The following is a 25,374-nucleotide window of genomic DNA, read 5'->3' as shown; positions in this document are numbered from 1 at the left end:
ATATAAAAGTACAAAAATAAATAACAGGTACAAAAGGAGATCGGATTATGGATTACAAAAAAGCTGGTGTGGATATTGAAGCAGGTTACAAGTCAGTAGAACTTATGAAAGAGCATGTAAAGAAGACCTTGCGTCCGGAAGTTCTTGGAGGACTCGGAGGATTCTCGGGAGCATTTTCTCTTGCGAAGATCAAAGAAATGGAAGAACCGGTGCTGTTATCAGGAACAGACGGATGTGGAACAAAGGTCAAACTTGCCATGATCATGGATAAGCACGATACCATTGGAATCGATGCAGTAGCTATGTGTGTGAATGATATTGCATGTGCAGGCGGCGAGCCGTTATTCTTCTTAGACTATATTGCATGTGGAAAAAATTATCCGGAGAAGATCGCATCTATCGTAAAAGGTGTGGCAGAAGGATGCCTGCAGTCAGAAGCAGCCCTGATCGGCGGAGAGACAGCAGAACATCCGGGACTTATGCCGGAAGATGAATACGATCTTGCAGGATTTGCAGTTGGTGTATGTGATAAAAAAGATATGATTACAGGAGAAGACTTAAAAGCAGGAGACGTACTGATCGGTATGGCATCTTCAGGTGTGCACAGCAATGGATTCTCACTGGTACGTAAAGTATTCGAGATGACAAAAGAATCGTTGGATACATATTATGATGATCTGGGAACTACACTCGGAGAAGCACTGCTTGCTCCGACAAGAATCTATGTCAAAGCATTAAAGAGCATAAAGAACGCAGGAGTGAAAGTGAAAGCCTGCAGCCATATCACAGGAGGCGGATTCTATGAGAACATTCCAAGAATGTTAAAAGACGGAGTAAAAGCCGTTGTAGAAAAAGACAGTTATCCGGTTCCGCCAATTTTCACAAAGCTTGCAAAAGAGGGAAATGTAGACGAGCATGCAATGTACAATACTTATAATATGGGGATTGGTATGATCGTTGCGGTTGATCCTGCTGATGTAGATAAGACAATAGAAGCAATCAAAGCGACCGGAGATACTCCATATGTGATCGGTCATATCGAAGATGGTGAAAAAGGAGTGACATTATGTTAAATGTCGTAGTTCTGGTATCCGGTGGCGGAACAAATCTGCAGGCAATCATAGATGCAGTAGATTCCGGCGAGATTACAAACACAAAGATTGCCGGCGTCATCAGTAATAATAAGAATGCATATGCACTGGAGCGTGCTGAAAAACATGGAATTCCGAATCAGTGTATATCTCCAAAAGATTATGAAAGCCGTGAGATTTTCAATCAGGAATTTATGAAGGCTGTGGATGTCATGCAGCCGGATCTGATCGTTCTGGCCGGATTTCTGGTAGTGATTCCGGCAGAGATGATCGCAAAATACAGAAACCGTATGATCAACATTCATCCGTCCCTGATCCCGGCATTTTGCGGAACAGGATTTTATGGATTGAAGGTGCATGAAAAAGCACTGGAACGCGGAGTGAAGGTGGTTGGTGCAACGGTACATTTTGTAGATGAAGGAACCGATACCGGTCCGATCATTTTGCAGAAAGCAGTTGAAGTGGAACAGGGAGATACCCCGGAAGTTCTGCAGAGACGTGTAATGGAGCAGGCAGAATGGAGAATTCTGCCAAGAGCCATTGATCTGATCGCAAACGGTAAAGTTAAAGTAGAAGGACATCGTGTGACGATCGAGTCATAGAGGATAAAGGAGCAGTGTAAGATGAAAGTATTAATCGTTGGAAGTGGCGGAAGAGAACATGCAATCGCATACAGCGTTGCAAAAAGCGATAAAGTAGACAAGATTTACTGTACTCCGGGAAATGCGGGAATTGCAGAATTTGCAGAGTGTGAACCGATCGGAGCCATGGAATTTGACAAGATCGTAGCATTTGCAAAAGAAAAAGAGATTGATCTGGTTATTGTGGGAATGGATGATCCACTGGTTGGCGGTCTGGTGGATGAACTGGAAGCCGCAGGTATCCGTACTTTCGGACCTAAAAAGAATGCAGCGATCCTTGAGGGATCAAAAGCATTTTCCAAGGATCTTATGAAGAAATATAACATTCCGACTGCAGCTTATGAGAATTTTACAGATCCGGATAAGGCAGTTGAATATCTGAAGACGGAGGCCAGATTCCCAATTGTATTAAAAGCAGACGGACTGGCACTTGGAAAAGGCGTGCTGATCTGTAAGAATCTGGAAGAGGCTGAAGAAGGCGTGAAGACGATCATGCTGGATAAGAAATTCGGTACAGCCGGTAATGAGATGGTTATAGAAGAATTCATGACAGGAAGAGAAGTCTCAGTACTGTCATTTGTAGATGGAAATACAATCAAAACGATGACCTCGGCACAGGATCATAAGCGTGCAGGTGATGGAGATACAGGTCTGAATACAGGAGGAATGGGAACATTTTCACCAAGTCCGTTCTATACAGAAGAAGTAGATGACTTCTGTAAGAAATATGTATATCAGGCAACCGTTGATGCTATGAAGGCAGAAGGAAGACCGTTCAAAGGTGTAATCTTTTTCGGACTGATGCTGACAGCGGACGGACCGAAGGTTCTGGAATACAATGCCAGATTCGGAGATCCTGAAGCGCAGGTGGTTCTTCCGAGAATGAAAAATGATATCATTGATGTAGTAGAAGCTTGTATTGATGGTACGCTGGATCAGATCGATCTGCAGTTTGAAGACAATGCTGCAGTATGTGTTGTTCTGGCAAGTGACGGATATCCGGTGAAATATGACAAAGGACTTCCAATCAGCGGACTGGAGGAATTTGACAGGCACGAAGGCTATTACTGCTTCCATGCAGGTACGAAATTCAACGGTGATCAGATTGTGACCAACGGCGGACGTGTACTTGGTGTGACAGCAAAGGGAAAAGACTTAAAAGAAGCAAGAGCTAATGCCTATGCGGCAACCGAATGGGTAAAATTCGATAATAAATATATGCGTCATGATATTGGTAAAGCGATTGACGAAGCATAAAAAGTACGAAAAGAGTATGAAAAGAAGAGCTTACGATTTAGGTTGTAAGCTCTTTTTAATTGTGTTATAGTATCCATATAACAAAAGAAAAAGACAGATAACAGGTGATGAGATGTTGATAGAAATTGATTTTAACAGCAGCGAGGCAATCTATGTACAACTGCAGAATCAGATTATCATGGGGATTGCAACAGACATGATTCGGGAGGGAGATACCTTACCGTCTGTCAGACAGCTGGCGGATACTGTGGGAATTAATATGCATACGGTGAATAAAGCGTATTCGATCTTACGGCAGGAAGGGTTCATCCAGTTGGATAGAAGAAGAGGAGCCGTAGTCGCCATTGATGCGGACAAGGCACAGGCAATGTTAAAACTCAGGGAAAAGCTTGCGATATTACTTGCAAAAGGATGCTGCAAGAATATTGGAAGAGAAGATGTGCATGCATTGGTAGATGAGATATTTGACGAGTATAGAAGATAGGCAGAAAGGAACAAAAAGGCATGGATTATACAAGGCAGGCTAAGGAAGTGCTGAAGATTGCAGAAAAAAGTGCGAAGGAGATGGCACACCCTTATGTAGGAACAGAACATCTGCTTCTGGGACTCAGAAAGGTGTATACCGGCGTAGCGGCGCAGGTTCTGGGAATGAACGGGGTAGATGAGGAAAATATACAGAAAGTGATGTCCGAACTGATCTCTCCTGCAGGTGAGATGCCAGGCAGAAAGAAACCAGAATACAGTCCGAGACTGGAATATATTCTGGAAGACAGTAAGACAGAGGCAGAACAGTTCCGCTCAGAAGAGATTGGAACAGAACATATGCTGACGGCACTTATCCGTGATATGGATTGTGTTGCTGCAAAGATCCTGACTACGTTAGGTGCGAATCTTCAGAAGATCTATCAGGAAATATTTGAAACTGTCGGGATCGATCCGAAGATGTATCAGGAAGAATATGGACCGGAAGAGGGGAGAAAGAACGGAGTATTGGATCAGTATGGTACCGATCTGACAGCAGAAGCAGAAGAAGGAAAGCTCGATCCGGTCATCGGAAGAGAAGAAGAAATCGGACGGCTGATGCAGGTCTTAAGCAGACGCACAAAGAACAATCCCTGTCTGGTCGGGGAACCGGGTGTTGGTAAGACAGCAGTCATCGAAGGGCTTGCAATACAGATTGCAGAAGGCATCGTGCCGGAAGGAATCAGGGGAAAACGTATCTATACCATGGATCTGGCAAGTATGATCGCCGGATCAAAATACCGCGGAGAATTCGAAGAACGTATGAAACGTCTGATTCAGGAGGTGAAGGCGGCAGGTAATATCATTCTGTTTCTGGATGAAGTGCATACGATCATTGGTGCGGGTGGTGCAGAAGGAGCGATGGATGCGTCTAATATTCTGAAGCCGTCACTTGCAAGAGGAGAACTGCAGCTGATCGGTGCCACAACGATCGTGGAATACCGCAAATATATTGAAAAAGATGCGGCACTGGAAAGAAGATTCCAGCCAATCACGGTAGAAGAACCAGATAAAAATCAGTGTCTGGAGATACTGAAAGGTCTGCGCTCCAGATATGAAAAACATCATAAAGTAAAGATAAGAGAAGAAGCACTGGAGGCAGCAGTCAGCTATTCCAACCGCTATATCAATGACCGTTTTCTTCCGGATAAGGCGATTGATGTTGTGGATGAAGCATGTTCAAAAGTAAGCTTGCGTGGATTTAAAGTACCGGAAAATGTATATAAACTGGAAAAGGCACAGACGGAACTTGCAAAGGAACTGGAAGAAGCAATTCAAAGCGGCAATATCATTGAGGCATCCATGCTTCATAAAGAATTAAAGGATGCAGAAGAGAAATCAGAACAAATCAAGAAACGTATTCACAAGAAGAATGATGCAAAGCATCTGGAAGTAACGGAAGAAGATATTGCAGAGGTCGTATCACAGTGGACGAAGATTCCGGTAAGTCGTCTGGCTGAGTCAGAAAGCACAAGGTTAAATAAGCTTGAACAGACACTTCATAAGCGTGTGGTCGGGCAGGATGAAGCGGTAACAGCAGTAGCAAAATCTATCAAGCGCGGAAGGGTCGGACTGAAAGATCCAAAGCGTCCGATCGGTTCGTTCTTATTCCTGGGGCCAACAGGAGTCGGAAAGACAGAATTATCCAAAGCTCTTGCGGAAGCTCTCTTTGGAGATGAGAATTCTATGATCCGTGTAGATATGTCTGAATATATGGAAAAGCATAGTGTGGCAAAGCTGATTGGTTCGCCTCCGGGATATGTCGGACACGATGACGGTGGACAGCTTAGCGAACAGGTGAGAAGACATCCATATTCCGTCATCTTGCTTGATGAGATAGAAAAAGCACATCCGGATGTGTTTAATATCTTTTTGCAGGTGTTAGATGACGGGCACATTACAGATTCACAGGGAAGAAAGGTGGATTTTTCGAATACTGTGATCATTATGACATCTAATGCCGGAGCACAGTCAATCATCGATCCGAAAAAGCTGGGCTTTAATACAAAAGAAGATGCCGCAGGAGATTATAAGCGGATGAAGAATAACGTTATGAATGAGATCAAGTTTATCTTCCGTCCGGAATTTTTGAACCGTATTGATGAAATTTTGGTATTCCATCCACTGACAGTTGAGCAGATGCAGAAGATTGTGGGATTGATGTGCAGAGAACTGATCAAACGTGCAAAAGATCAGCTTGGAATCGATCTTACGATTCGTGATTCTGTGAAAAAGCATATTGTAGAGACTGGTATGGATAAGAAGTATGGGGCAAGACCACTCAGACGCGCTGTACAGAATCAGTTAGAGGATAAACTTGCCGAGGCGATTTTAAGTGGGGAAATCAGAAGAAATATGAAAGTTGTTGTTGGAATCTCTAAAAAAGAAATTAAATTTACGGCAAAGACTACAAATTAAAAATATTTTATTATATAATAGAATGAACGAAAGAAGAACCTTAGGAGGACAAGAAAATGGCAGCAGTGAAAGAGCTTTTAAGAGCTGAAACAGACGGTACACTTAGTTTTGGAGATTATACATTAGACAGCAAAACTAAGTTAGACGGATTCGAATTTCAGGGGGATATCTACAAAGTTAAGACGTTCAAAGAGATTACAAAATTAGAAAAGAACGGAATGTTTGTATACGAATCCGTACCGGGAACTGCAGTAGAGAATTTCAAGGCAACAGAGAACGTAGTTTCGTTTAAAGTATGTGGAGAGACAGATTTTCAGTTTACACTTGGAATGGAAGCGGATGCAGAGTATGTTGTATACATGGATGATGTGAATATCGGAGACATGACAACAAACTTAAGTGGAAAACTCAGCGTAAGTGCAGAAGCAGATCCGGGAAAAGAGATTGGAATTAAAGTCGTAAGAAAATAATGGCAAAAATAAAGAAAAGTATATATTTCTGTCAGAATTGCGGACATGAAGAAAGCAAGTGGCTGGGGCAGTGCCCAATGTGCAAAGAGTGGAATACATTTGTGGAGGAAAAGGTGAGTACTCCGGCAGCCGGTGTATCCAGAGGCAGCAGTGTGGCAAAGAAAAAGAGTCAGATTGTGACTTTATCCAGTGTATCAACGACAGATGAAGAACGAACAAAAACTGGAATAAAAGAATTAGACAGAGTATTAGGCGGGGGAATCGTACAAGGTTCCCTCGTATTAGTAGGTGGGGATCCCGGAATCGGAAAATCAACACTGCTGCTTCAGGTGTGCCAGAAGCTGGCAGCCAGGCAGAAGAAGGTGCTTTATATTTCCGGAGAGGAATCATTGAAGCAGATTAAATTGCGTGCAAATCGAATGGGAGAATTCGCGGATAGTCTCTTTTTATTATGTGAGACGAATCTGGCAGCAATTCAAAGTGTGATTGAGAAAGAAACGCCGGATGTTGTTGTGATTGATTCGATTCAGACAATGTATAATGAAGAAGTGTCATCTGCACCGGGAAGCGTATCCCAGGTGCGGGAATCAACAAATGTACTGATGCAGCTGGCAAAGGGGCTGAATATCTCGACTTTTATCGTGGGACATGTGACAAAGGAAGGAACGGTTGCAGGCCCGAGAGTACTGGAACATATGGTGGATACAGTACTTTATTTTGAAGGCGACAGGCATGCATCATACCGGATACTCCGAGGAGTGAAGAATCGTTTTGGATCAACAAATGAGATCGGCGTATTCGAGATGCGCAGAGAGGGACTATGCGAGGTAGAGAATCCTTCGGAATTCATGTTGAGTGGAAAGCCGGAGAATGCAGCCGGATCTGTGGTGGCATGTGCGATGGAAGGCACAAGACCGATGCTGATGGAGATTCAGGCACTGATCTGCAGGAGTAATTTCGGAATGCCGAGAAGAACTGCGGCAGGATTGGATTATAACCGTGTTAACCTGCTGATGGCAGTTTTGGAAAAGAGGATGGGGCTTCCGTTATCCAATTACGATGCTTATGTCAATATTGCCGGCGGGATTCGTATGAACGAACCGGCAGCTGATTTGGGCATTGTAATGGCTATTGCTTCCAGTTATAAGAATAAACCAATCGCAGAAGATACGATCGTATTCGGAGAAGTTGGATTAAGCGGGGAAGTAAGGGCTGTATCTATGCCCGAGCAGAGAGTTGCAGAAGCTAAAAAACTAGGATTTAAGACTTGTATTGTGCCATCGGTTACATTGAAGTCCATTGGGAAAGTGGACGGAATCGAAGTGATCGGGGTCAGTAGCGTGAATCAGGCAATGAATTATATTTAGAACCAGTGGGGACGGAGTTTTGTGGCTTTTTTAGTGTCCCCACTGGTTCTTTTTTATTTATTGTTATGTGGTATGAGAAAACTATACTATATGAGTTTTTTTGATAACTGTTTCATACATAAAGAACATGATGCATAAAAAGACTCCCAGATAAATTGGAAAGAGTGTAATATCTATGGATCTTGCAATAATGCCAAAAAATGGAGGCATCAGACAAGTTCCAATATAGGCAAACGCCATCTGTACTCCAATAATCGACTGAGATTTGTCTGCACCAAAATGTGCGGGGGTTGAGTGAATAATGGATGGGTAAATCGGTGCACATCCAAGTCCGATGAGGATAAGTCCGGTTAAAGCAATTGTTTTTCCAAAAGGAAAAATCATGGCGAGGACACCGATAAGTATGATCCCTTCACCAAGATGGATCATCTGTGAGTCATTTAGCTTAAAAGTAATGAAACCGCTGATACCTCTGCCTACAGTAATTCCAATAAAGAAGAGACTTGCGAATCCAGCTGCTTTCTCTGAAGAATAACCCAGGTGCAGAACGAGATAACTACTGGCCCAGAGAGAGGATGTCTGTTCGATTGCAGAGTAACAGAAGAAAGCAAAAAGAATTTCTCTGGCGCCTGGAATCTGAAAAATCTGCTTTAAAGTCAGGGCCGGCAAAGTACAGACGGAACTGGAATCAGGTTGTCCGGTGTTTCCTTTGTTCTGAAATTGCTTCCAAAGAGGAAGACTTATGATTAAAATAGCAGTAAGTCCAATCTGGAAAATGGAAATGTAGCGGTATCCCATAGACCACCCCTGCTTATTAGATAAAGCATATCCCATAATATAAGGTCCAATAGAGGCACCGACACCCCACATACAGTGCAGCCAGCTCATATGCCGGCTTTCGTAATGAAGTGCAACATAATTATTGAGTGCTGCATCAACACTTCCACCGCCAAGTCCGTAAGGAACTGCCCACAGACACAATGCAATAAATGAATGGCTGACAGAGAATCCAATCAAAGCAACAGCAGTAGTAGCTACACTGATGGCAGTGATTTTACCTGTACCAAGTTTTTTGGTAAGTCTGTCATTTTGCAGACTAGATATAACGGTACCGGCGGCTATGATCATGGAAATGATTCCTGCGTAAGAAACGGGTACATGAAAGACCGGATACATGGAGGGCCATGCGGAGCCCAAAAGTGCATCCGGAAGTCCGAGGCTGATGAATGCCAGATAGATTACGGCAAGTAATAAGTGAAACATATAATAGTAACTCCTTCCTTTTATATAAGAAGAATCATAAAAGAAAAGATAGACAGTGTCAAGAAAGGAAAACAGGCAATTTATATAGAAATAAGCAAGGGAAAAGAATAAAATTGTCTGAATTGTCTAAATTGCAGAAAATATAAAAACAACATTGACAATTCAAACGCCCTTGTGGTATATTAATCTAGCTGTCGCGTTAGACAAGGCCGTGAGGTAACAGAGTCGAAGCAGAAGACGGCGGGAACTGATTACGGAAAAGCAGAGAATGCCGGATCATAATCAGAAATCTTCGGGAATTGTTCCTGAAAAAAAGAATAAAATAACAGTTGACAAACACAACTGCTTGTGATATTCTTAATAAGCTGTCGCTTGAGACAAACGAATGTTTGAAAAAGAGATGGCAGACGGACAGCTGAAAAGCTGGTCGAAAAAAGATTAAAAAAGTTCTTGACAAACGTCAATGAATATGATAATCTAAATAAGCTGTTTCAAACAGCAAAGACAAAGAACCTTGATAATTAAACAATAGACAACAACCCTGAAAATTCTAAAGAGAATTATTCAGAACAGACATTTAATGTCGAACCTTAAAACAGTAAAGGGGATAAGAAAGCTAGTAGTTTTCTTGAACTGGAACGAACTTGATCTTTGAATCTGTGTTAAAGCAGGTTTGAGATATTTTAACGAGAGTTTGATCCTGGCTCAGGATGAACGCTGGCGGCGTGCTTAACACATGCAAGTCGAGCGAAGCACTTAAGTTTGATTCTTCGGATGAAGACTTTTGTGACTGAGCGGCGGACGGGTGAGTAACGCGTGGGTAACCTGCCTCATACAGGGGGATAACAGTTAGAAATGACTGCTAATACCGCATAAGACCACGGTACCGCATGGTACAGTGGTAAAAACTCCGGTGGTATGAGATGGACCCGCGTCTGATTAGGTAGTTGGTGGGGTAACGGCCTACCAAGCCGACGATCAGTAGCCGACCTGAGAGGGTGACCGGCCACATTGGGACTGAGACACGGCCCAGACTCCTACGGGAGGCAGCAGTGGGGAATATTGCACAATGGAGGAAACTCTGATGCAGCGACGCCGCGTGAAGGATGAAGTATTTCGGTATGTAAACTTCTATCAGCAGGGAAGAAAATGACGGTACCTGACTAAGAAGCCCCGGCTAACTACGTGCCAGCAGCCGCGGTAATACGTAGGGGGCAAGCGTTATCCGGATTTACTGGGTGTAAAGGGAGCGTAGACGGCACGGCAAGCCAGATGTGAAAGCCCGGGGCTCAACCCCGGGACTGCATTTGGAACTGCTGAGCTAGAGTGTCGGAGAGGCAAGTGGAATTTCTAGTGTAGCGGTGAAATGCGTAGATATTAGGAGGAACACCAGTGGCGAAGGCGGCTTGCTGGACGATGACTGACGTTGAGGCTCGAAAGCGTGGGGAGCAAACAGGATTAGATACCCTGGTAGTCCACGCCGTAAACGATGACTGCTAGGTGTCGGGTGGCAAAGCCATTCGGTGCCGCAGCTAACGCAATAAGCAGTCCACCTGGGGAGTACGTTCGCAAGAATGAAACTCAAAGGAATTGACGGGGACCCGCACAAGCGGTGGAGCATGTGGTTTAATTCGAAGCAACGCGAAGAACCTTACCTGATCTTGACATCCCGATGACCGCTTCGTAATGGAAGTTTTTCTTCGGAACATCGGTGACAGGTGGTGCATGGTTGTCGTCAGCTCGTGTCGTGAGATGTTGGGTTAAGTCCCGCAACGAGCGCAACCCCTATCTTCAGTAGCCAGCAGGTTAAGCTGGGCACTCTGGAGAGACTGCCAGGGATAACCTGGAGGAAGGTGGGGATGACGTCAAATCATCATGCCCCTTATGACCAGGGCTACACACGTGCTACAATGGCGTAAACAAAGAGAAGCGAACTCGCGAGGGTAAGCAAATCTCAAAAATAACGTCTCAGTTCGGATTGTAGTCTGCAACTCGACTACATGAAGCTGGAATCGCTAGTAATCGCAGATCAGAATGCTGCGGTGAATACGTTCCCGGGTCTTGTACACACCGCCCGTCACACCATGGGAGTCAGTAACGCCCGAAGTCAGTGACCCAACCGTAAGGAGGGAGCTGCCGAAGGTGGGACCGATAACTGGGGTGAAGTCGTAACAAGGTAGCCGTATCGGAAGGTGCGGCTGGATCACCTCCTTTCTAAGGAATTGGAAAAGTAAGTCGTGGAAACGGCTGAATCAATCCAACTAAAACGGATAAAGTAAGGGTTGTTATCTATTGTTTAGTTATTAAGGCTGTCAAAAGCTTAATAATGATTTTTGGTGGCGATGCGCTTGAGGGTAACACCCGTTCCCATCCCGAACACGATGGTTAAGACTCAAGCGGCCGATGGTACTTCACTGGAGACGGTGCGGGAGAGTAGGTGGCCGCCAAATCTAAAAAAAGAAAAATAACACTTAAGATAAAACTGGTTTTACCAGTGATCAGAGTTTTAAACATTGTTTAGAGTTCTGATGACTGATAAACTTCAGTCAAAATTGAATAGATGCAGAAGCTCTAAGGAGAAAAAGCATCTCTATGTACCTTGAAAATTGCATATAAGAAATAGAAATGATAAGATTTTTAAATATCTTAATCAAGACATCCGAGGTAATTGTTATAAACAGAGTAATAATTACTGTCTGAAGAAAACAGACGTAAATAAAATTGACCTTAAGCCAACGCCGATAACGCTATATCGGTGTAGTGATCATCCATTCCCGTGGATGAGAACAAGTTGGTCATGCTAGAAAGAGCGTATGGTGGATGCCTTGGCACTAAGAGCCGATGAAAGACGTGATAAGCTGCGAAAAGCTTCGGGGAGGAGCAAATATCCTTTGATCCGGAGATCTCTGAATGGGGAAACCCACTTGAGCAAACCTCAAGTATCCTTAAGCCAATACATAACTTAAGGAAGGGAACCCGGTGAACTGAAACATCTAAGTAGCCGGAGGAAGAGAAAACAACATGTGATTCTGTGAGTAGCGGCGAGCGAAAACGGAAGAGCCCAAACCGGGGTGCGTGCATCCCGGGGTTCGGACCGCATAATTGATTCAACAAATTTAGCAGAACGGTTTTGGGAAAGCCGGCCAGAGAGGGTGAAAGCCCCGTAAGCGAAAGATGAGTTGACATGGCGGTATCCAGAGTAGGTCGAGACACGTGGAACCTTGACTGAACACGCGGGGACCACCCCGTAAGGCTAAATACTCCTTAGTGACCGATAGCGCATAGTACTGTGAAGGAACGGTGAAAAGGACCCCGGGAGGGGAGTGAAACAGAACCTGAAACCATATGTTTACAAGCTGTGGAACCATGTTTTATGTGGAACCGCGTACTTTTTGTAGAACGGTCCGGCGAGTTGCGCTGGCTGGCGAGGTTAAGCACCAAAGGTGTGGAGCCGAAGGGAAACCAAGTCTTAATAGGGCGAAAGAGTCAGTCGGAGCAGACCCGAAACCGGGTGATCTATCCATGTCCAGGTTGAAGTTGCCGTAAAAGGCAATGGAGGACCGAACCCACATCCGTTGAAAAGGGTGGGGATGAGGTGTGGATAGGGGAGAAATTCCAATCGAACCCGGAGATAGCTGGTTCTCCTCGAAATAGCTTTAGGGCTAGCCTCATATAAGTCTTGCGGAGGTAGAGCACTGAATTTCCTAGGGGGCGTCAAAGCTTACCGAAGAATATCAAACTCCGAATGCCGTGTAGATGTTGTATGGGAGTCAGACTGTACGAGATAAGTTGGACAGTCAAAAGGGAAAGAGCCCAGACCTGCAGCTAAGGCCCCAAAATGTGTGTTAAGTGGAAAAGGATGTGGGATTTCAAAGACAACTAGGATGTTGGCTTAGAAGCAGCCATACATTCAAAGAGTGCGTAATAGCTCACTAGTCGAGAGGTCCTGCGCCGAAAATGTCCGGGGCTAAAACACACTGCCGAAGCTCAGGAATGATCCTAGATCATTGGTAGAGGAGCATTGTATACGGGACGAAGCAGTACCGATAAGGAGCTGTGGACTGTATAGAAGAGAGAATGCCGGAATGAGTAGCGAGAGGAAGGTGAGAATCCTTCCGGCCGAATATCTAAGGTTTCCAGAGTAAAGCTGATCTGCTCTGGGTAAGTCGGGGCCTAAGGCCAGGTCGAAAGACGTAACCGATGGACAACAGGTTGAAATTCCTGTACCTTAAGTAAACAGAACTGTGGGGACACGTGTGGAGAGCACAAGCCGGAAATGGAAAAGCCGGTGCAAGCGAGGTAGGAGATGAATAGGCAAATCCGTTCATCAATCCGAAGACGTGATGCGGACCGAATTAAGAGTAGGGAAGTGTGTGAGCCATGCGTCAAGAAAAGCCGCTATTGTTTTACTTAAGCCCGTACCGTAAACCGACACAGGTGGATGAGGAGAGAATCCTAAGGCCGACGGGAGAAGCATTGTTAAGGAACTCGGCAAAATGACTCCGTAACTTCGGGAGAAGGAGTGCCAGCGAGAGCTGGCCGCAGAGAATTGGCCCAAGCAACTGTTTAGCAAAAACACAGGTCTATGCAAAACCGTAAGGTGAAGTATATGGGCTGACGCCTGCCCGGTGCTGGAAGGTTAAGAGGAGAGGTTAGCGGCAACGCGAAGCTTTGAATTTAAGCCCCAGTAAACGGCGGCCGTAACTATAACGGTCCTAAGGTAGCGAAATTCCTTGTCGGGTAAGTTCCGACCCGCACGAAAGGCGTAATGATTTGGGCACTGTCTCAACAATGCACCCGGTGAAATTGAAATACCAGTGAAGATGCTGGTTACCTGCGCCAGGACGGAAAGACCCCATGGAGCTTTACTCCAGCTTGATACTGGGATTCGGTATTGCATGTACAGGATAGGTGGGAGGCTAGGAAGTGATAACGCCAGTTGTCACGGAGCCGCTGTTGGGATACCACCCTTGCAGTATTGGATTTCTAACCAGCGACCATGAACTGGTCGGGGGACAATGTCAGGTGGGGAGTTTGACTGGGGCGGTCGCCTCCGAAAGGGTATCGGAGGCGCTCAAAGGTTCCCTCAGAATGGACGGAAACCATTCGAAGAGTGCAAAGGCAGAAGGGAGCTTGACTGCGACACCGACGGGTGGAGCAGGTACGAAAGTAGGACTTAGTGATCCGGTGGTATAAAGTGGGATTGCCATCGCTCAACGGATAAAAGCTACCCTGGGGATAACAGGCTTATCACTCCCAAGAGTTCACATCGACGGAGTGGTTTGGCACCTCGATGTCGGCTCATCGCATCCTGGGGCTGAAGTAGGTCCCAAGGGTTGGGCTGTTCGCCCATTAAAGCGGTACGCGAGCTGGGTTCAGAACGTCGTGAGACAGTTCGGTCCCTATCCGGCGTGGGCGTAGGATATTTGAGAGGAGCTGTCCTTAGTACGAGAGGACCGGGATGGACTGGCCGCTGGTGTATCTGTTGCATACCAAGTGCATGGCAGAGTAGCCAAGCCGGGACGGGATAAACGCTGAAGGCATCTAAGCGTGAAGCCCCCCTCAAGATGAGATATCCCTACGTAAGTAGTAAGACCCCTTGAAGACGACGAGGTAGATAGGTCAGAGGTGGAAGTACAGTAATGTATGGAGCTGACTGATACTAATCGGTCGAGGGCATGACCAAGCAAGGTGATAGGTAGGATGAAAGAAATATTTCTTGTATGCAGTTTTGAAGGTATATATAAAAGGTAAAAAGCAATCAACATATGTTGGTTGCTTTTTTGATATTCGGCATAAAGAATAAAAAATATATAAAATCTCAAATATCTTTTGACCATATATGCTATAGATGATACAATTGAAACATTGTTGGAATAGAAAAGGAGTTTATTAATTATGGAACAGAAAGTAATTGCCACAGTTGGCGGACATCAGATTACAGAAGCAGAAGTAGAGGCATTCATTCGCAGCCTTCCGAGAGAACAGCAGGCATATGCTTCACATCCGGATTTTCGTAAACAGTGTGAAGAACAGCTGATCGCAGTTTATGCATTTGCAAAATACGGAGAAGAAGAGAAGATCGATGAGACAGAAGAGTTCAAGAGTGTGATGGAAAATGCGAGAAAAGACATTCTTGCGCAGATGGCTATGAGAAAGCTTTTTGCAACAGTAAACGTAACAGACGATGAGATCAAAGAATATTACGAAGCAAATAAAGGGAAATATTCTAAAGGTGCATCTGTACATGCAAAACACATCCTTGTAGATAATGAAGAGAAATGTACAGAGCTTTTGAACGCAATTACAAGCGGGGAGAAGGTATTTGAGGATGTTGCAAAAGAATCTTCTACATGTCCTTCAGGAGCAAACGGAGGAGACCTTGGAGAGTTCGGAAGAGGACAGATGGTGAAAGAATTCGAGGATGCTGCATTTGCTGCAGAGATCGGACATATTGTAGGACCGGTAAAGACACAGTTTGGATATCATCTGATTAAAGTAGAAGATAAGAAAGAAGCCGGTGAATCAAATCTGGAAGAAGTAAAAGACCAGATTCGTGCAGAATTATCTCAGAAGAAACAGGAAGAAGCTTACAGAGCTAAAGTAGATGAACTGAAGAAAAAATATATGGATTAATCTGTTAATCCACTAAAGAGATAATATAATAAAAGCAGGGGCATGATTATTGAAGATCATGCCCCTGCTGCGTCTTAGATGGCGATTTGCGCCTGTTTTATTTGGTTTGCAGTAATTTATCAATACTTACAAGTTTTACGCTTAAAACAAATATTTTAGCAGCTAATTTCAGCTCTTTTACAGTTGGATAAGAAGGTGCAATACGGATATTGCTGTCCTTCGGATCTTTTCCATAAGGGAAAGTAGCACCGGCACCAGTCATTACAAGACCGGCCTCTTTTGCTTTGGCAACGATTGCTTTGGCACATCCATCCATAGAATCAAAGGAAATGAAGTAGCCACCGCGTGGAGCAAGCCATGAACCAATTCCAAGTCCGCCAAGTTCTTTGTCCAGTGTTTTTAGTACGATATCAAACTTAGGACGGAGAATATCTGCATGTTTCTTCATGTGCTGAACCATTCCGTGAATATTTCCGAAATATCTTGCATGTCGGAGTTGGTTCAGTTTGTCATGTCCGATTGTCTGAATACGCATCTGTTTTCTGATATCAGCCAGGTTGGCATCAGATGCTGCGATTGCTGCGATACCGGAACCAGGGAAACTGATCTTGGAAGTAGAAGAGAACTTGTAAACCATATCCGGGTGTCCTTCTTTCTTACACTCCATTAAGATTTCAATCAGATAATCCTGTTTATCTTCATATAAATGGTGAATACCATATGCATTATCCCAAAAGATACGGAAGTCTTCTGCTGCAGGATTCAGTTTTGCAAAACGATGAACTGTTTCATCAGAGTAAGTGATGCCCTGTGGGTTGGAATATTTTGGAACACACCAGATACCTTTGATTGCTGGATCAGTGCTGACCAGTTCTTCTACCATGTCCATGTCCGGACCGGTTGGTGTCATCGGAACGTTGATCATTTCAATTCCGAAATATTCTGTAATTGCAAAATGTCTGTCATATCCAGGAACCGGACATAAGAATTTTACTTTATCAAGTTTTGCCCACGGAGTACTTCCCATAACACCATGAGTCATACTGCGTGCGATTGTATCATACATTATATTCAGGCTGGAGTTTCCAAAGATAACGATATTATCTTTTGGTACTTCCATCATATCTGCAAGCAACTGTTTCGCTTCTGCGATACCATCCAGAACACCGTAGTTACGGCAGTCAACACCTTCTTCACATACAAGGTCTGAGTCACTTCTTAATACATCCATCATATCCATGGACAGATTCAGCTGTTCTGTGGACGGCTTACCTCTGGACATATCCAAGTGTAGATTCTGTGCCTTTACATCTTCAAACTGGGCTTCCAGATCACTTTTCAGCTGCAATAATTCTTCTTTGGATAATTCTTCATATGCTACCACTATACCATCCTCCATATCATATATACCATTCAACATTATAATATTTTAACAGAATTTGACGTTTCGTCAATGGTTTCTTGCAAAATGATGAGAAATTATAGAAAAATATGCAATTCAAGACTTGTAAAATGAAATTTTTGTGAAAAAGTTATGCAAAAAATGCGATGTGATAAAGCATGCAAGTGAAAAATACAGTACCTATCCGAAGGAACAATCAGGAAATTACGGTAAAAATAAAAGGTGAATTATACAGGGAAGAAGTTGCCGGTGGCAGATTCCGGAGATTAGACATTCACAAAAACGGACAGCCTGTGTTATGATATGCTCAGATGATAACAAGGAGGAATTAATATGAGAGACATTAACTGGGCAGTACTTGGCACAGGCGTTATTGCAAATGAGATGGCCGTTGCATTAAAAAAGAACGGAAAGAATATCTATGCTGTTGGTAACAGAACTTATGAAAAAGCCGTCGCATTTGGTGAAAAGTATGGCATAGGGAAAGTTTATACGGATTATAATGAGATGTTTACTGATCGGGATGTTGATGTAATTTATATCACAACACCTCACAATACACATAAAAAATTTATGAAACAGGCAATTGAGAATGGGAAACATATTCTGGTAGAAAAGTCGATTACACTTAACAGTGATGAACTGAATGAGATGGCAGAACTGGCAGATAAGAATCATGTCATCATCGGAGAGGCAATGACAATCTATCATATGCCAATCTATAAAAAGTTAAAAGAAATTCTGGAAACCGGCGTATTAGGAAAAGTAAATCTTATTACAATGAATTTTGGAAGTTTCAAAGAATACGATATGAATAACCGCTTTTTTAACCCTGATCTTGCCGGTGGAGCAATGTTGGATATTGGAGTATATGCGCTTTCATTCATCCGCTGGTTCATGGATTCAAAACCAGATCAGTTGCTGTCGCAGGTGAAATCCGCACCCACAGGGGTAGATGAGCAGGCCGGACTGCTGTTGATGAACAAAGAAGGGCAGATGGCAACCGTTATGTTATCACTTCATTCAAAACAGCCAAAGCGGGGCATGATCTCCTGCGAAAAGGGATACATTGAGATTATGGAATATCCAAGAGCATGGGAGGCAAGAATTACCTATGTGGAAACCGGAGATGTAGATGTCATAAGAGCGGGAGAAAATGCAGATGCACTTGCTTATGAACTTGAAGATATGGAAAAAGCGATTGCAGGAGATTCGGAATGTATGCATTTTGACTATACAAAAGATGTTATGGATATGATGACGGAATTCAGAAAAGCATGGAAGTTCACTTATCCGGAAGAGGAATAGTTTGCAGAGATAAAAAACAGCACATAGATATCAGCTGATAATATCTGATATCTATATGCTGTTTTTGTTTCTTAGACATATAAAAACGATACAAAAGAAATTATAAAGTTTCTAATTCAAATACAAGAACTTCACAACTGTTAAGTGTAATTATATCATTGGCAGGAAGAGAATGCTCAGCACTGGCCATATTAGAAAGAAGAATCTGTTTTACGGGATATTCCAGCGTAAGAGAAACGGCTTCTTTCCCGAAGTTGGCGGTGATAAGGATTCGTTGATTTTCAGTCTTTCGATAATAAGCCATGACCGAGCTGGTATTCTGATAAACAGGCAGGAATTCGCCATAAGCAAATACTTCTTTGTAAGCAGGAGATTTGCGCAGTGCGATCAGCTTCCGATAATAATTTAATACAGAATCAGGATCTGTGTCCTGCGTTTCCATGTTGATTTCGGTATAATTATCATTTACTTTCAGCCATGGAGTTCCCGTGGTGAATCCGGCATTTTTTTCCGCATTCCATTGCATCGGAGTTCTGGCGTTATCACGGCTCAGTCTGCTGCATGCTTCAAGGGCTTCTTTATCGGTGAGCCCGGCATCTCTGGCAGTATGATACTGATCTATGGTATTGATGTCATTAAATTCGTCAACAGTGTTCCAGACTGCATTTTGCATACCGATTTCCTGCCCCTGATAGATAAAAGGAATTCCACGGAGGAGAACACTGATTGTTCCGAGCATCTTAGCACCGGTGGGATTCTGGGCATAGTCAGGAAGAAAACGAGATACACCTCTTGGTTCATCATGATTTTCGATGATATTTGCTTCCAGGCCACATTTCTGAACTCTAAGCTGGGAGTCGGTGATTGCTTTACGCCATTCTTTGAAGTCTACAGGTGGCGCATCATACCATCCATGTTCTCCTTCACTGAGTATATGTGCACTAAAGTCAAAAATTGTGGAAAAATGACCATTTTCACCGATAAATGCATCAAGTTCGCCCTCTTTCATATTAAATACTTCGCCTACAGTAAATGCTTCGTATTTCTGGAATGTATGTTTCTTCAGATCTTCAAGAAGTTCACCGACACCATCTACTTCGTCTACCATTTTCCAACAGCCGGCAAGTCCATCCGAACCATCCGGTTTGAAATTCGGAAAGTCCAGATCCTTCTTGATATTAATGATTGCATCAATACGGAATCCGGCAAGTCCTTTTTCAAGCCACCAGTTGATCATTTCATAAAGTTTTTCTCTCAGAACCGGGTTTTCCCAGTTAAGATCTGGCTGTTCTTTGGCAAACATGTGCAGGTAGTATTTATCAGTACCCGGTATTGGTTCCCAGCAGTTTCCACCAAAGTAAGAACGTAAATTACTTGGGGGATTTCCATTTTTTCCCTTACGGAAATAGAAATAACCGGCATATTCTCCGTCGGGATCGGCCAGGGCTTTCTGAAACCATTCGTGCTGGTCGGAACAGTGATTGATGACCAGATCCATAATAATATACATATCCCTTTTCTTCGCTTCGGCAAGCAGTTCGTCGAACTCTTCCATCGTTCCAAATTCTTCCGCAATTGCATAGTAATCGGAAATATCATAGCCCTGATCTACAAAAGGTGATTTGTAGATTGGAGAGAGCCAGATGATATCAATCCCCAATTTTTTTAAATAGTCTAATTTAGAAATGATTCCACGAAGATCTCCGATTCCGTCTCCGTTTGTGTCCAAAAAGCTTTTTGGATAAATCTGATATGCGACCTTATCATGCCACCATTTTTTTATCATAATTTTTACCATTATATACGAAATTGATTTCGTAAATTCCTTTCAGTTATTGTAGTCTTCTGTATGCTGCTTTGCCAAGATCACATTGAGGCATAACAGAAAATGTATTATAATGCTATTATATGAAAAAAAAAGCCTGATATCTTGCAGTATAGTGTTGTTATATAACATAATACTGCCTTGCAGAAGCAGAGAAAGGGAAAAGAAAATGAAGAAACAGTATTTCCATGCACCGGAACAAAAAGAAGAGACAAAGCACGGAGAGCCGTACTTTCCGGTTCAAAAATATATTACCAGACTGTCTGGAGAATATCCGGCGGTAACAACACACTGGCATGAAGAGGCAGAGCTTACATTGATTGTAAAAGGAAAATGCCATTATCAGGTAGATCTGGTCGATTATGAAGTGAAAGAAGGAGATCTGTTATTTGTCCCGCCACTATTTTTACATGCGATTTCAAAAGGAAGATGTGAAGAATTTATTTCGGAGACGTATGTATTTCATTTGAATTTTCTCGGAGGTAATTCAACAGATATATGCTCGACACGCTATCTGGTTCCAATTATGAACCAGGAATTTGCAATGCCTTGTCTGATTACAGAAAAACATTCGGTCTATGCTTCACTTAGAAAAGTCTTTGATCAGATTACTTCGCTTTGTGATGAAAATGTAGACGGATATGAACTGGCATTGAAAGCGTTGCTTTTACGAGCAATCTTTTTATTGCTTCAATATAGTAAAAAAATCACAAAGAAAGAAAAAGAGCAACATTCTGAGAAACTAAAAAGTGTACTGGATTATATCGGAGAACACTATGCAGAACCCATTTCAATAGCGGAACTGGCAAAGGTGTGCTATTTTAGCGAATATCATTTTATGCGTTTTTTCAAAAAGCATATGAATATGACTTGTGTGGAATACATGAATAATTTTAGATTGGAGAAAGCTGTGGAATTATTTGAACAGGCGCATTTATCGATCCTTGAAGTCTCGATGTCAGTCGGATTCCGGAATCTTTCTTATTTTCATCGTGCATTTAAGAAAAAATATGGTATGACACCACTTACCTTTATAAATAAACTGAAAAACACTGTCCAATAACATATTAAGATCATTGGACAGTGTTAAGTAATATCTATATGTTTTGAAAACTGTCAGAGACAGATTCCAGATCATCAACTGATAAAATTTATAAACTTGCTTCAACCAGTACAGCCACAGCCAGTGTGTCGTCTTCTGTAAATCCCTGTGCGCAGGTAAGGATTGTCTGCACATAGTCTTTTGAAAGATCTAGTTTGTGAGAGATGACATCCATATCATAACCCTCCTGATTCAATTCGGTTACATTCTTTACATCCTTGCGGATCTGTTCCATTGATAAATTTGCGTCCATTTTCATATATCCTCCTGTAAATTTCCGGATTTCTTTTTATACTGTATTTACATTTTGTTCTTAATCTCTAATATTTTATCAAGCAGATGGAAGGCAACTTCTTCTTTGCTCATCAGTTCAAGTTCGAATATCTGATCTGGTGTGATCATAGTAACGATGTTTGTATCCGTTTCAAATCCGGCGCCTCGTTCTTTCAGATTATTGGCAACGATCATATCCAGATTCTTCTTCTCTAGTTTTTTCTTGGAGTTCGCAAGCATATTCTGAGTCTCCATAGAAAAGCCGCATAAGAACTGACCGGCTTTTTTGTGTTCGCCGAGATATTTCAGGATATCATCCGTGCGCTCCAGTGGAATCGACATGGCATCGCCGTCTTTCTTTTTGATCTTTTCATCAGAGACATTGCATGGTCTGTAATCGGCAACGGCGGCAGCCTTGATGATAATGTCCATATCCTGGCTTCTGGAAGTGACTTCCCTGTACATATCCTTGGCAGACACAATTGGAACGGTATTGACAAAAAGCGGTGCATCAAGAGCGGTGCGTCCTGTTACAAGGGTAACATCTGCGCCGCGGAGCATGCAGGCTTTTGCAATGCTGTATCCCATCTTTCCGGAAGAATGATTCGTAATATAACGGACCGGGTCAAGGGCTTCCTGTGTCGGTCCTGCAGTTACAAGTACTTTCATACCGGTCATGTCTTTTTTGCATGCAATAGATTTGCAGATATACTGGAATAAAGTTTCCGGTTCCGGCATCTTTCCGGCACCATTATCACCACAGGCCAGATGACCTGTGGCAGGTGTAATGACTTCCATTCCATAATGCTTCAGTAATTCCATATTATCCTGTGTGACAGGATTCTCATACATAGCTGTATTCATAGCAGGAGCAATGATCTTTGGCGCACGGCTGGCAAGTACGGTTGTTGTCAGCATATCGTCGGCAAGACCATGAGCAAGCTTGGCCATCACATTTGCAGTTGCGGGAGCAACCATAACGACATCAGCAAGCTGGGCAAGTGCAATATGTTCCACTTTGAATTCAAAGTTCCGGTCGAATGTATCAGTGATACACTTATGTCCGGTGAGAGTCTCAAACGTAATCGGATTAATGAAATTGGCAGCGTTCTCTGTCATGATGACATGAACGTCAGCCTGTGCTTTTACCAGAAGACTTGCAAGAGTTGCAATCTTATAAGAAGCAATTCCACCGGTCACGCCAAGGAGAACGTGTTTTCCTTTTAACATAAATATTCATCCTCATTTCAATGTTTGTCATAATAATACAATCACTATAGCTCTTTTTATTCATTCTTGCAAGTAATAGATAACGATGTTATAATCGGATTCGTAATTGTATTGTATCCCGGATACCGGGAATGATAACAAGGAGGAAGATTAAACATGAAGACAAAAAAACATAACACCAGCTGGATGGTCAGTGTTGCACTTATGGCAGCAATCGTAATCGTTCTGGCGAACACACCGCTTGGAATGATACAGCTTCCGATCATTAAGGCGACAACGGTACACATTCCGGTAATTATTGGAGCAATTTTGTTAGGACCTGCAGCAGGAGCAATCCTGGGCGGTGTATTCGGTATTTGTTCATTGATCAGTAATACAATGGCACCGACGCTTTTATCATTCGCATTCTCTCCGTTTATGAGCACTACAGGAATACCCGGAGCGGTTAAGGCAGTCTGGATTTCAGTAGGATGCAGAATTTTGATCGGTGTGGCAGCAGGATGGCTTTGGATTCTCTTATCAAAACTGAAAGTAAACAATATCATTGCACTTCCTGTCGTAGGATTCGCCGGAGCAATGGTGAACACGATCACGGTAATGGGAAGTATCTACATTCTTTTTGCAAAACAGTATGCAGAAGCAAAAGATGTGGCAGTCAGTGCCGTATGGGGACTGGTAATGGGAACTGTTACGGCATCGGGAATACCTGAGGCAATTGCAGCGGCAATTCTGGTTCTTGCAATCGGTAAAGTTCTGATCGGTGTATTTAGAAAAATGAATATCGGAAATGTATAGATGAAAGATGGAATCTCCGGCTCGGATAAAGAAAGCCGGAGGTTTTTTAGAATACGGATTATATAAGAAAAAACAGAAATTTTCCAAAAAAATAAAAAAAATGAAAAATTCTGTTGACATATATGGAACTAATATGGTATAAATAATAAGCACTCAGCAATGAGTTACAATATAGGGGATTGGTCAAGTGGTATGATAGGGGTCTCCAAAACCTTTGGCGGGAGTTCGATTCTCTCATCCCCTGCTCCTGAAAGAGTCAGAAATGCTTTGTTTATAAGCTTTTCTGGCTTTTTTGTTTTTGCTGGAAAATAACTATTGACTTCTTTAAGGTGCAAGCGTAAATTATAGTCGTTATAGAAGAAAAAATACAGATAAGAAAGGCAAAATAAAAATGAAGAGAAAGCAAAATATCAGATGGAATACCATGAAAATTCTGGTAATTGGTTTTCTGAGTGTGATTGTTCTGGGAGCGGTACTTTTATGGCTTCCGGTATCGAATGAAAAACCAATCAGCTTCCTGGATGCATTATTTACATCAACAACATCGGTATGTGTGACGGGACTGGTTACGGTTGTTCCGAAATATCAGTTCACGATAATGGGAAAGATAATTTTATTGATTCTGATTCAGATCGGAGGTCTGGGCATAATTGCATGTATCACAGCATTCTTTATGCTTCTTAAAAGAAAGATTACGGTAAAAGAGAGAATTGTCATTCAAGAAGCTTATAATATGAATTCTCTTGGTGGTCTGGTAGGCATGGTCCGCAGAATTTTGTTCGGGACGGTAGTGGTAGAAGGAATCGGCGCCGTTTTTTATGCAATACAATTCAGTCGGGATTATGGACTTGTAAAAGGAATTTGGTATGGAGTTTTTCACTCGGTTTCTGCATTTTGCAATGCGGGAATTGATATTCTCGGAGAGGACAGCCTGGCAAGATACGTAACCAATCCATTGATCAATATTACAACGATGATGCTGATCATTCTTGGCGGAATTGGATTTACGGTGTGGTATGACGTGATTGATAACGGAAAGAAGATCTGGTATCGTGAAATTCCGAAGAAATGGTGTTTTACCAGACTTAAGTTACATTCAAAGATAGCAATTGTTACGACATTGATTCTGCTGATAGCAGGGACACTTTTGAATTTTGTACTGGAGTACCGGAATCCGGAAACGATTGGGAATCTGAATACCGGACAGAAGATAATGGCTTCGGCATTTCAGGCTGTGACGACCAGAACGGCCGGATTTAGTACATTTCAGCAGTCGGGAATGCATGAAGAGACCGGATTCCTGAATATTATTTTAATGTTTATCGGAGGATCTCCTGGAGGAACTGCGGGTGGTCTGAAGACAACGACATTTGCGCTTTTATTTCTCGCTTTTCACACGATGCTCAGGGGAGGTCATGATATTGAATGCTTCCAGAGAAAAGTGGCTGAAGATAGCTTTCGTGTAGCGTTCGTGACATTTATGCTGGCATTGGGCATATATGTAACAGGAACCACGGTTATTGCTGTGATAGAGCCGGATACAATCTCGCTTCAGAAAATTATGTATGAGACCGCATCTGCGATGGCAACAGTTGGCCTGACACAAGATCTGACAACTCATCTGAGGGTAGGAAGCAAGATCGTGTTGATGATACTGATGTATGCAGGACGAGTCGGACCGATGACCATTGCGTTATTATTTGCCGGAAAGGTAAATTTGCAGGAAAAGATGCGGACACTTCCGACGGAAAAGATTATGATTGGTTAATGAGGA

17 protein-coding genes, 1 tRNA gene and 3 rRNA genes are annotated in these 25,374 nt (G+C 42.9%); 16 read left to right on the top strand and 5 right to left on the bottom strand.

Annotation, left to right across the window (positions count from 1 at the left end; genetic code table 11):
- The first annotated feature begins 47 nt into the window (after window positions 1–47).
- The 7 genes from purM to radA all read left to right on the top strand — a co-directional run bounded on the left by purM (window position 48) and on the right by radA (window position 7,766).
- Window positions 48–1,073 (top strand): phosphoribosylformylglycinamidine cyclo-ligase, encoded by a 1,026-nt coding sequence (purM, locus tag NKF87_RS09660; protein WP_117598437.1) that lies wholly within the window; start codon window positions 48–50, stop codon window positions 1,071–1,073.
- Window positions 1,067–1,693 carry a phosphoribosylglycinamide formyltransferase gene (gene purN, locus NKF87_RS09655; RefSeq protein WP_028086922.1) on the top strand — a complete coding sequence of 209 codons (627 nt, stop codon included), beginning with the start codon at window positions 1,067–1,069 and terminating at the stop codon, window positions 1,691–1,693. The genes purM and purN overlap by 7 nt, the downstream gene beginning before the upstream one ends.
- Window positions 1,694–1,714: 21 nt before the next feature.
- A complete protein-coding gene (purD, locus tag NKF87_RS09650) occupies window positions 1,715–2,989 on the top strand; it encodes a phosphoribosylamine--glycine ligase (RefSeq protein ID WP_117598438.1) in 1,275 nt (424 codons plus the stop codon).
- Between the two features lie 112 nt (window positions 2,990–3,101).
- Window positions 3,102–3,473, top strand: a complete 372-nt coding sequence (locus tag NKF87_RS09645) for a GntR family transcriptional regulator (protein ID WP_055284684.1) — start codon at window positions 3,102–3,104, stop codon at window positions 3,471–3,473.
- A 20-nt stretch (window positions 3,474–3,493) separates the two neighbouring features.
- A complete protein-coding gene (locus NKF87_RS09640; protein WP_253583500.1) occupies window positions 3,494–5,929 on the top strand; it encodes an ATP-dependent Clp protease ATP-binding subunit in 2,436 nt (811 codons plus the stop codon).
- Between the two features lie 56 nt (window positions 5,930–5,985).
- Entirely contained in the window at window positions 5,986–6,399 is a 414-nt protein-coding gene (locus tag NKF87_RS09635; RefSeq protein WP_028086926.1) for a hypothetical protein, read from the top strand.
- Window positions 6,399–7,766, top strand: a complete 1,368-nt coding sequence (gene radA / locus NKF87_RS09630) for a DNA repair protein RadA (protein WP_055284688.1) — start codon at window positions 6,399–6,401, stop codon at window positions 7,764–7,766. Before NKF87_RS09635 ends, radA begins: the two co-directional genes overlap by 1 nt.
- Window positions 7,767–7,847: 81 nt before the next feature.
- Here radA and NKF87_RS09625 read toward each other — a convergent pair whose 3' ends face one another.
- Entirely contained in the window at window positions 7,848–9,029 is a 1,182-nt protein-coding gene (locus NKF87_RS09625; RefSeq protein ID WP_117598440.1) for an MFS transporter, read from the bottom strand.
- Between the two features lie 682 nt (window positions 9,030–9,711).
- Between NKF87_RS09625 and NKF87_RS09620 the strand changes: the two genes are divergently transcribed.
- From NKF87_RS09620 to NKF87_RS09605, 4 genes are all read left to right on the top strand, one after another.
- Window positions 9,712–11,243 (top strand): 16S ribosomal RNA (locus NKF87_RS09620).
- 118 nt (window positions 11,244–11,361) lie between these two features.
- A 5S ribosomal RNA gene (gene rrf / locus NKF87_RS09615) occupies window positions 11,362–11,479 on the top strand.
- A gap of 343 nt (window positions 11,480–11,822) precedes the next feature.
- Window positions 11,823–14,715, top strand: a 23S ribosomal RNA gene (locus NKF87_RS09610).
- Together the 16S, 23S and 5S rRNA genes form the textbook arrangement of a ribosomal RNA operon.
- Before the next feature lie 212 nt (window positions 14,716–14,927).
- Window positions 14,928–15,665, top strand: a complete 738-nt coding sequence (locus tag NKF87_RS09605) for a peptidylprolyl isomerase (protein WP_253583498.1) — start codon at window positions 14,928–14,930, stop codon at window positions 15,663–15,665.
- Window positions 15,666–15,762: 97 nt separating this feature from the next.
- Here the strand turns inward: NKF87_RS09605 and NKF87_RS09600 are convergent, their stop codons facing one another.
- The gene (locus NKF87_RS09600) at window positions 15,763–17,049 is read right to left on the bottom strand and encodes an aminotransferase class I/II-fold pyridoxal phosphate-dependent enzyme (RefSeq protein WP_055283975.1); all 1,287 of its coding nucleotides are present in this window, start codon (window positions 17,047–17,049) and stop codon (window positions 15,763–15,765) included.
- 351 nt (window positions 17,050–17,400) lie between these two features.
- Here NKF87_RS09600 and NKF87_RS09595 point away from each other — a divergent pair, with 351 nt between their 5' ends.
- The gene (locus NKF87_RS09595) at window positions 17,401–18,375 is read left to right on the top strand and encodes a Gfo/Idh/MocA family protein (protein ID WP_195257103.1); all 975 of its coding nucleotides are present in this window, start codon (window positions 17,401–17,403) and stop codon (window positions 18,373–18,375) included.
- 100 nt (window positions 18,376–18,475) lie between these two features.
- Here the strand turns inward: NKF87_RS09595 and NKF87_RS09590 are convergent, their stop codons facing one another.
- Window positions 18,476–20,161 carry a glycoside hydrolase family 13 protein gene (locus NKF87_RS09590; RefSeq protein ID WP_253583496.1) on the bottom strand — a complete coding sequence of 562 codons (1,686 nt, stop codon included), beginning with the start codon at window positions 20,159–20,161 and terminating at the stop codon, window positions 18,476–18,478.
- A 208-nt stretch (window positions 20,162–20,369) separates the two neighbouring features.
- Between NKF87_RS09590 and NKF87_RS09585 the strand changes: the two genes are divergently transcribed.
- A complete protein-coding gene (locus NKF87_RS09585) occupies window positions 20,370–21,263 on the top strand; it encodes an AraC family transcriptional regulator (RefSeq protein ID WP_253583494.1) in 894 nt (297 codons plus the stop codon).
- A gap of 88 nt (window positions 21,264–21,351) precedes the next feature.
- On the opposite strand, the gene NKF87_RS09580 is transcribed toward NKF87_RS09585, so the two are convergent.
- Together NKF87_RS09580 and coaBC are read right to left on the bottom strand one after the other, a co-directional pair.
- Entirely contained in the window at window positions 21,352–21,555 is a 204-nt protein-coding gene (locus NKF87_RS09580; protein WP_044925779.1) for a hypothetical protein, read from the bottom strand.
- Window positions 21,556–21,602: 47 nt separating this feature from the next.
- Window positions 21,603–22,805, bottom strand: a complete 1,203-nt coding sequence (gene coaBC, locus NKF87_RS09575) for a bifunctional phosphopantothenoylcysteine decarboxylase/phosphopantothenate--cysteine ligase CoaBC (RefSeq protein WP_253583492.1) — start codon at window positions 22,803–22,805, stop codon at window positions 21,603–21,605.
- Window positions 22,806–22,961: 156 nt separating this feature from the next.
- On the opposite strand from coaBC, the gene NKF87_RS09570 reads away from it, so the two are divergent.
- The 3 genes from NKF87_RS09570 (at window position 22,962) to NKF87_RS09560 (ending at window position 25,368) form a co-directional block, all read left to right on the top strand.
- The gene (locus tag NKF87_RS09570; RefSeq protein WP_055283986.1) at window positions 22,962–23,600 is read left to right on the top strand and encodes an ECF transporter S component; all 639 of its coding nucleotides are present in this window, start codon (window positions 22,962–22,964) and stop codon (window positions 23,598–23,600) included.
- A gap of 173 nt (window positions 23,601–23,773) precedes the next feature.
- A tRNA-Trp gene (locus tag NKF87_RS09565) sits at window positions 23,774–23,844 on the top strand.
- Between the two features lie 147 nt (window positions 23,845–23,991).
- Window positions 23,992–25,368 (top strand): TrkH family potassium uptake protein, encoded by a 1,377-nt coding sequence (locus tag NKF87_RS09560; RefSeq protein ID WP_253583490.1) that lies wholly within the window; start codon window positions 23,992–23,994, stop codon window positions 25,366–25,368.
- Window positions 25,369–25,374 lie beyond the last annotated feature (6 nt).

This window comes from Dorea longicatena (assembly GCF_024168045.1).
In the GTDB taxonomy this organism is placed as follows: domain Bacteria; phylum Bacillota; class Clostridia; order Lachnospirales; family Lachnospiraceae; genus Dorea_A.
This window is presented reverse-complemented; position numbering and strand designations above follow the sequence as displayed.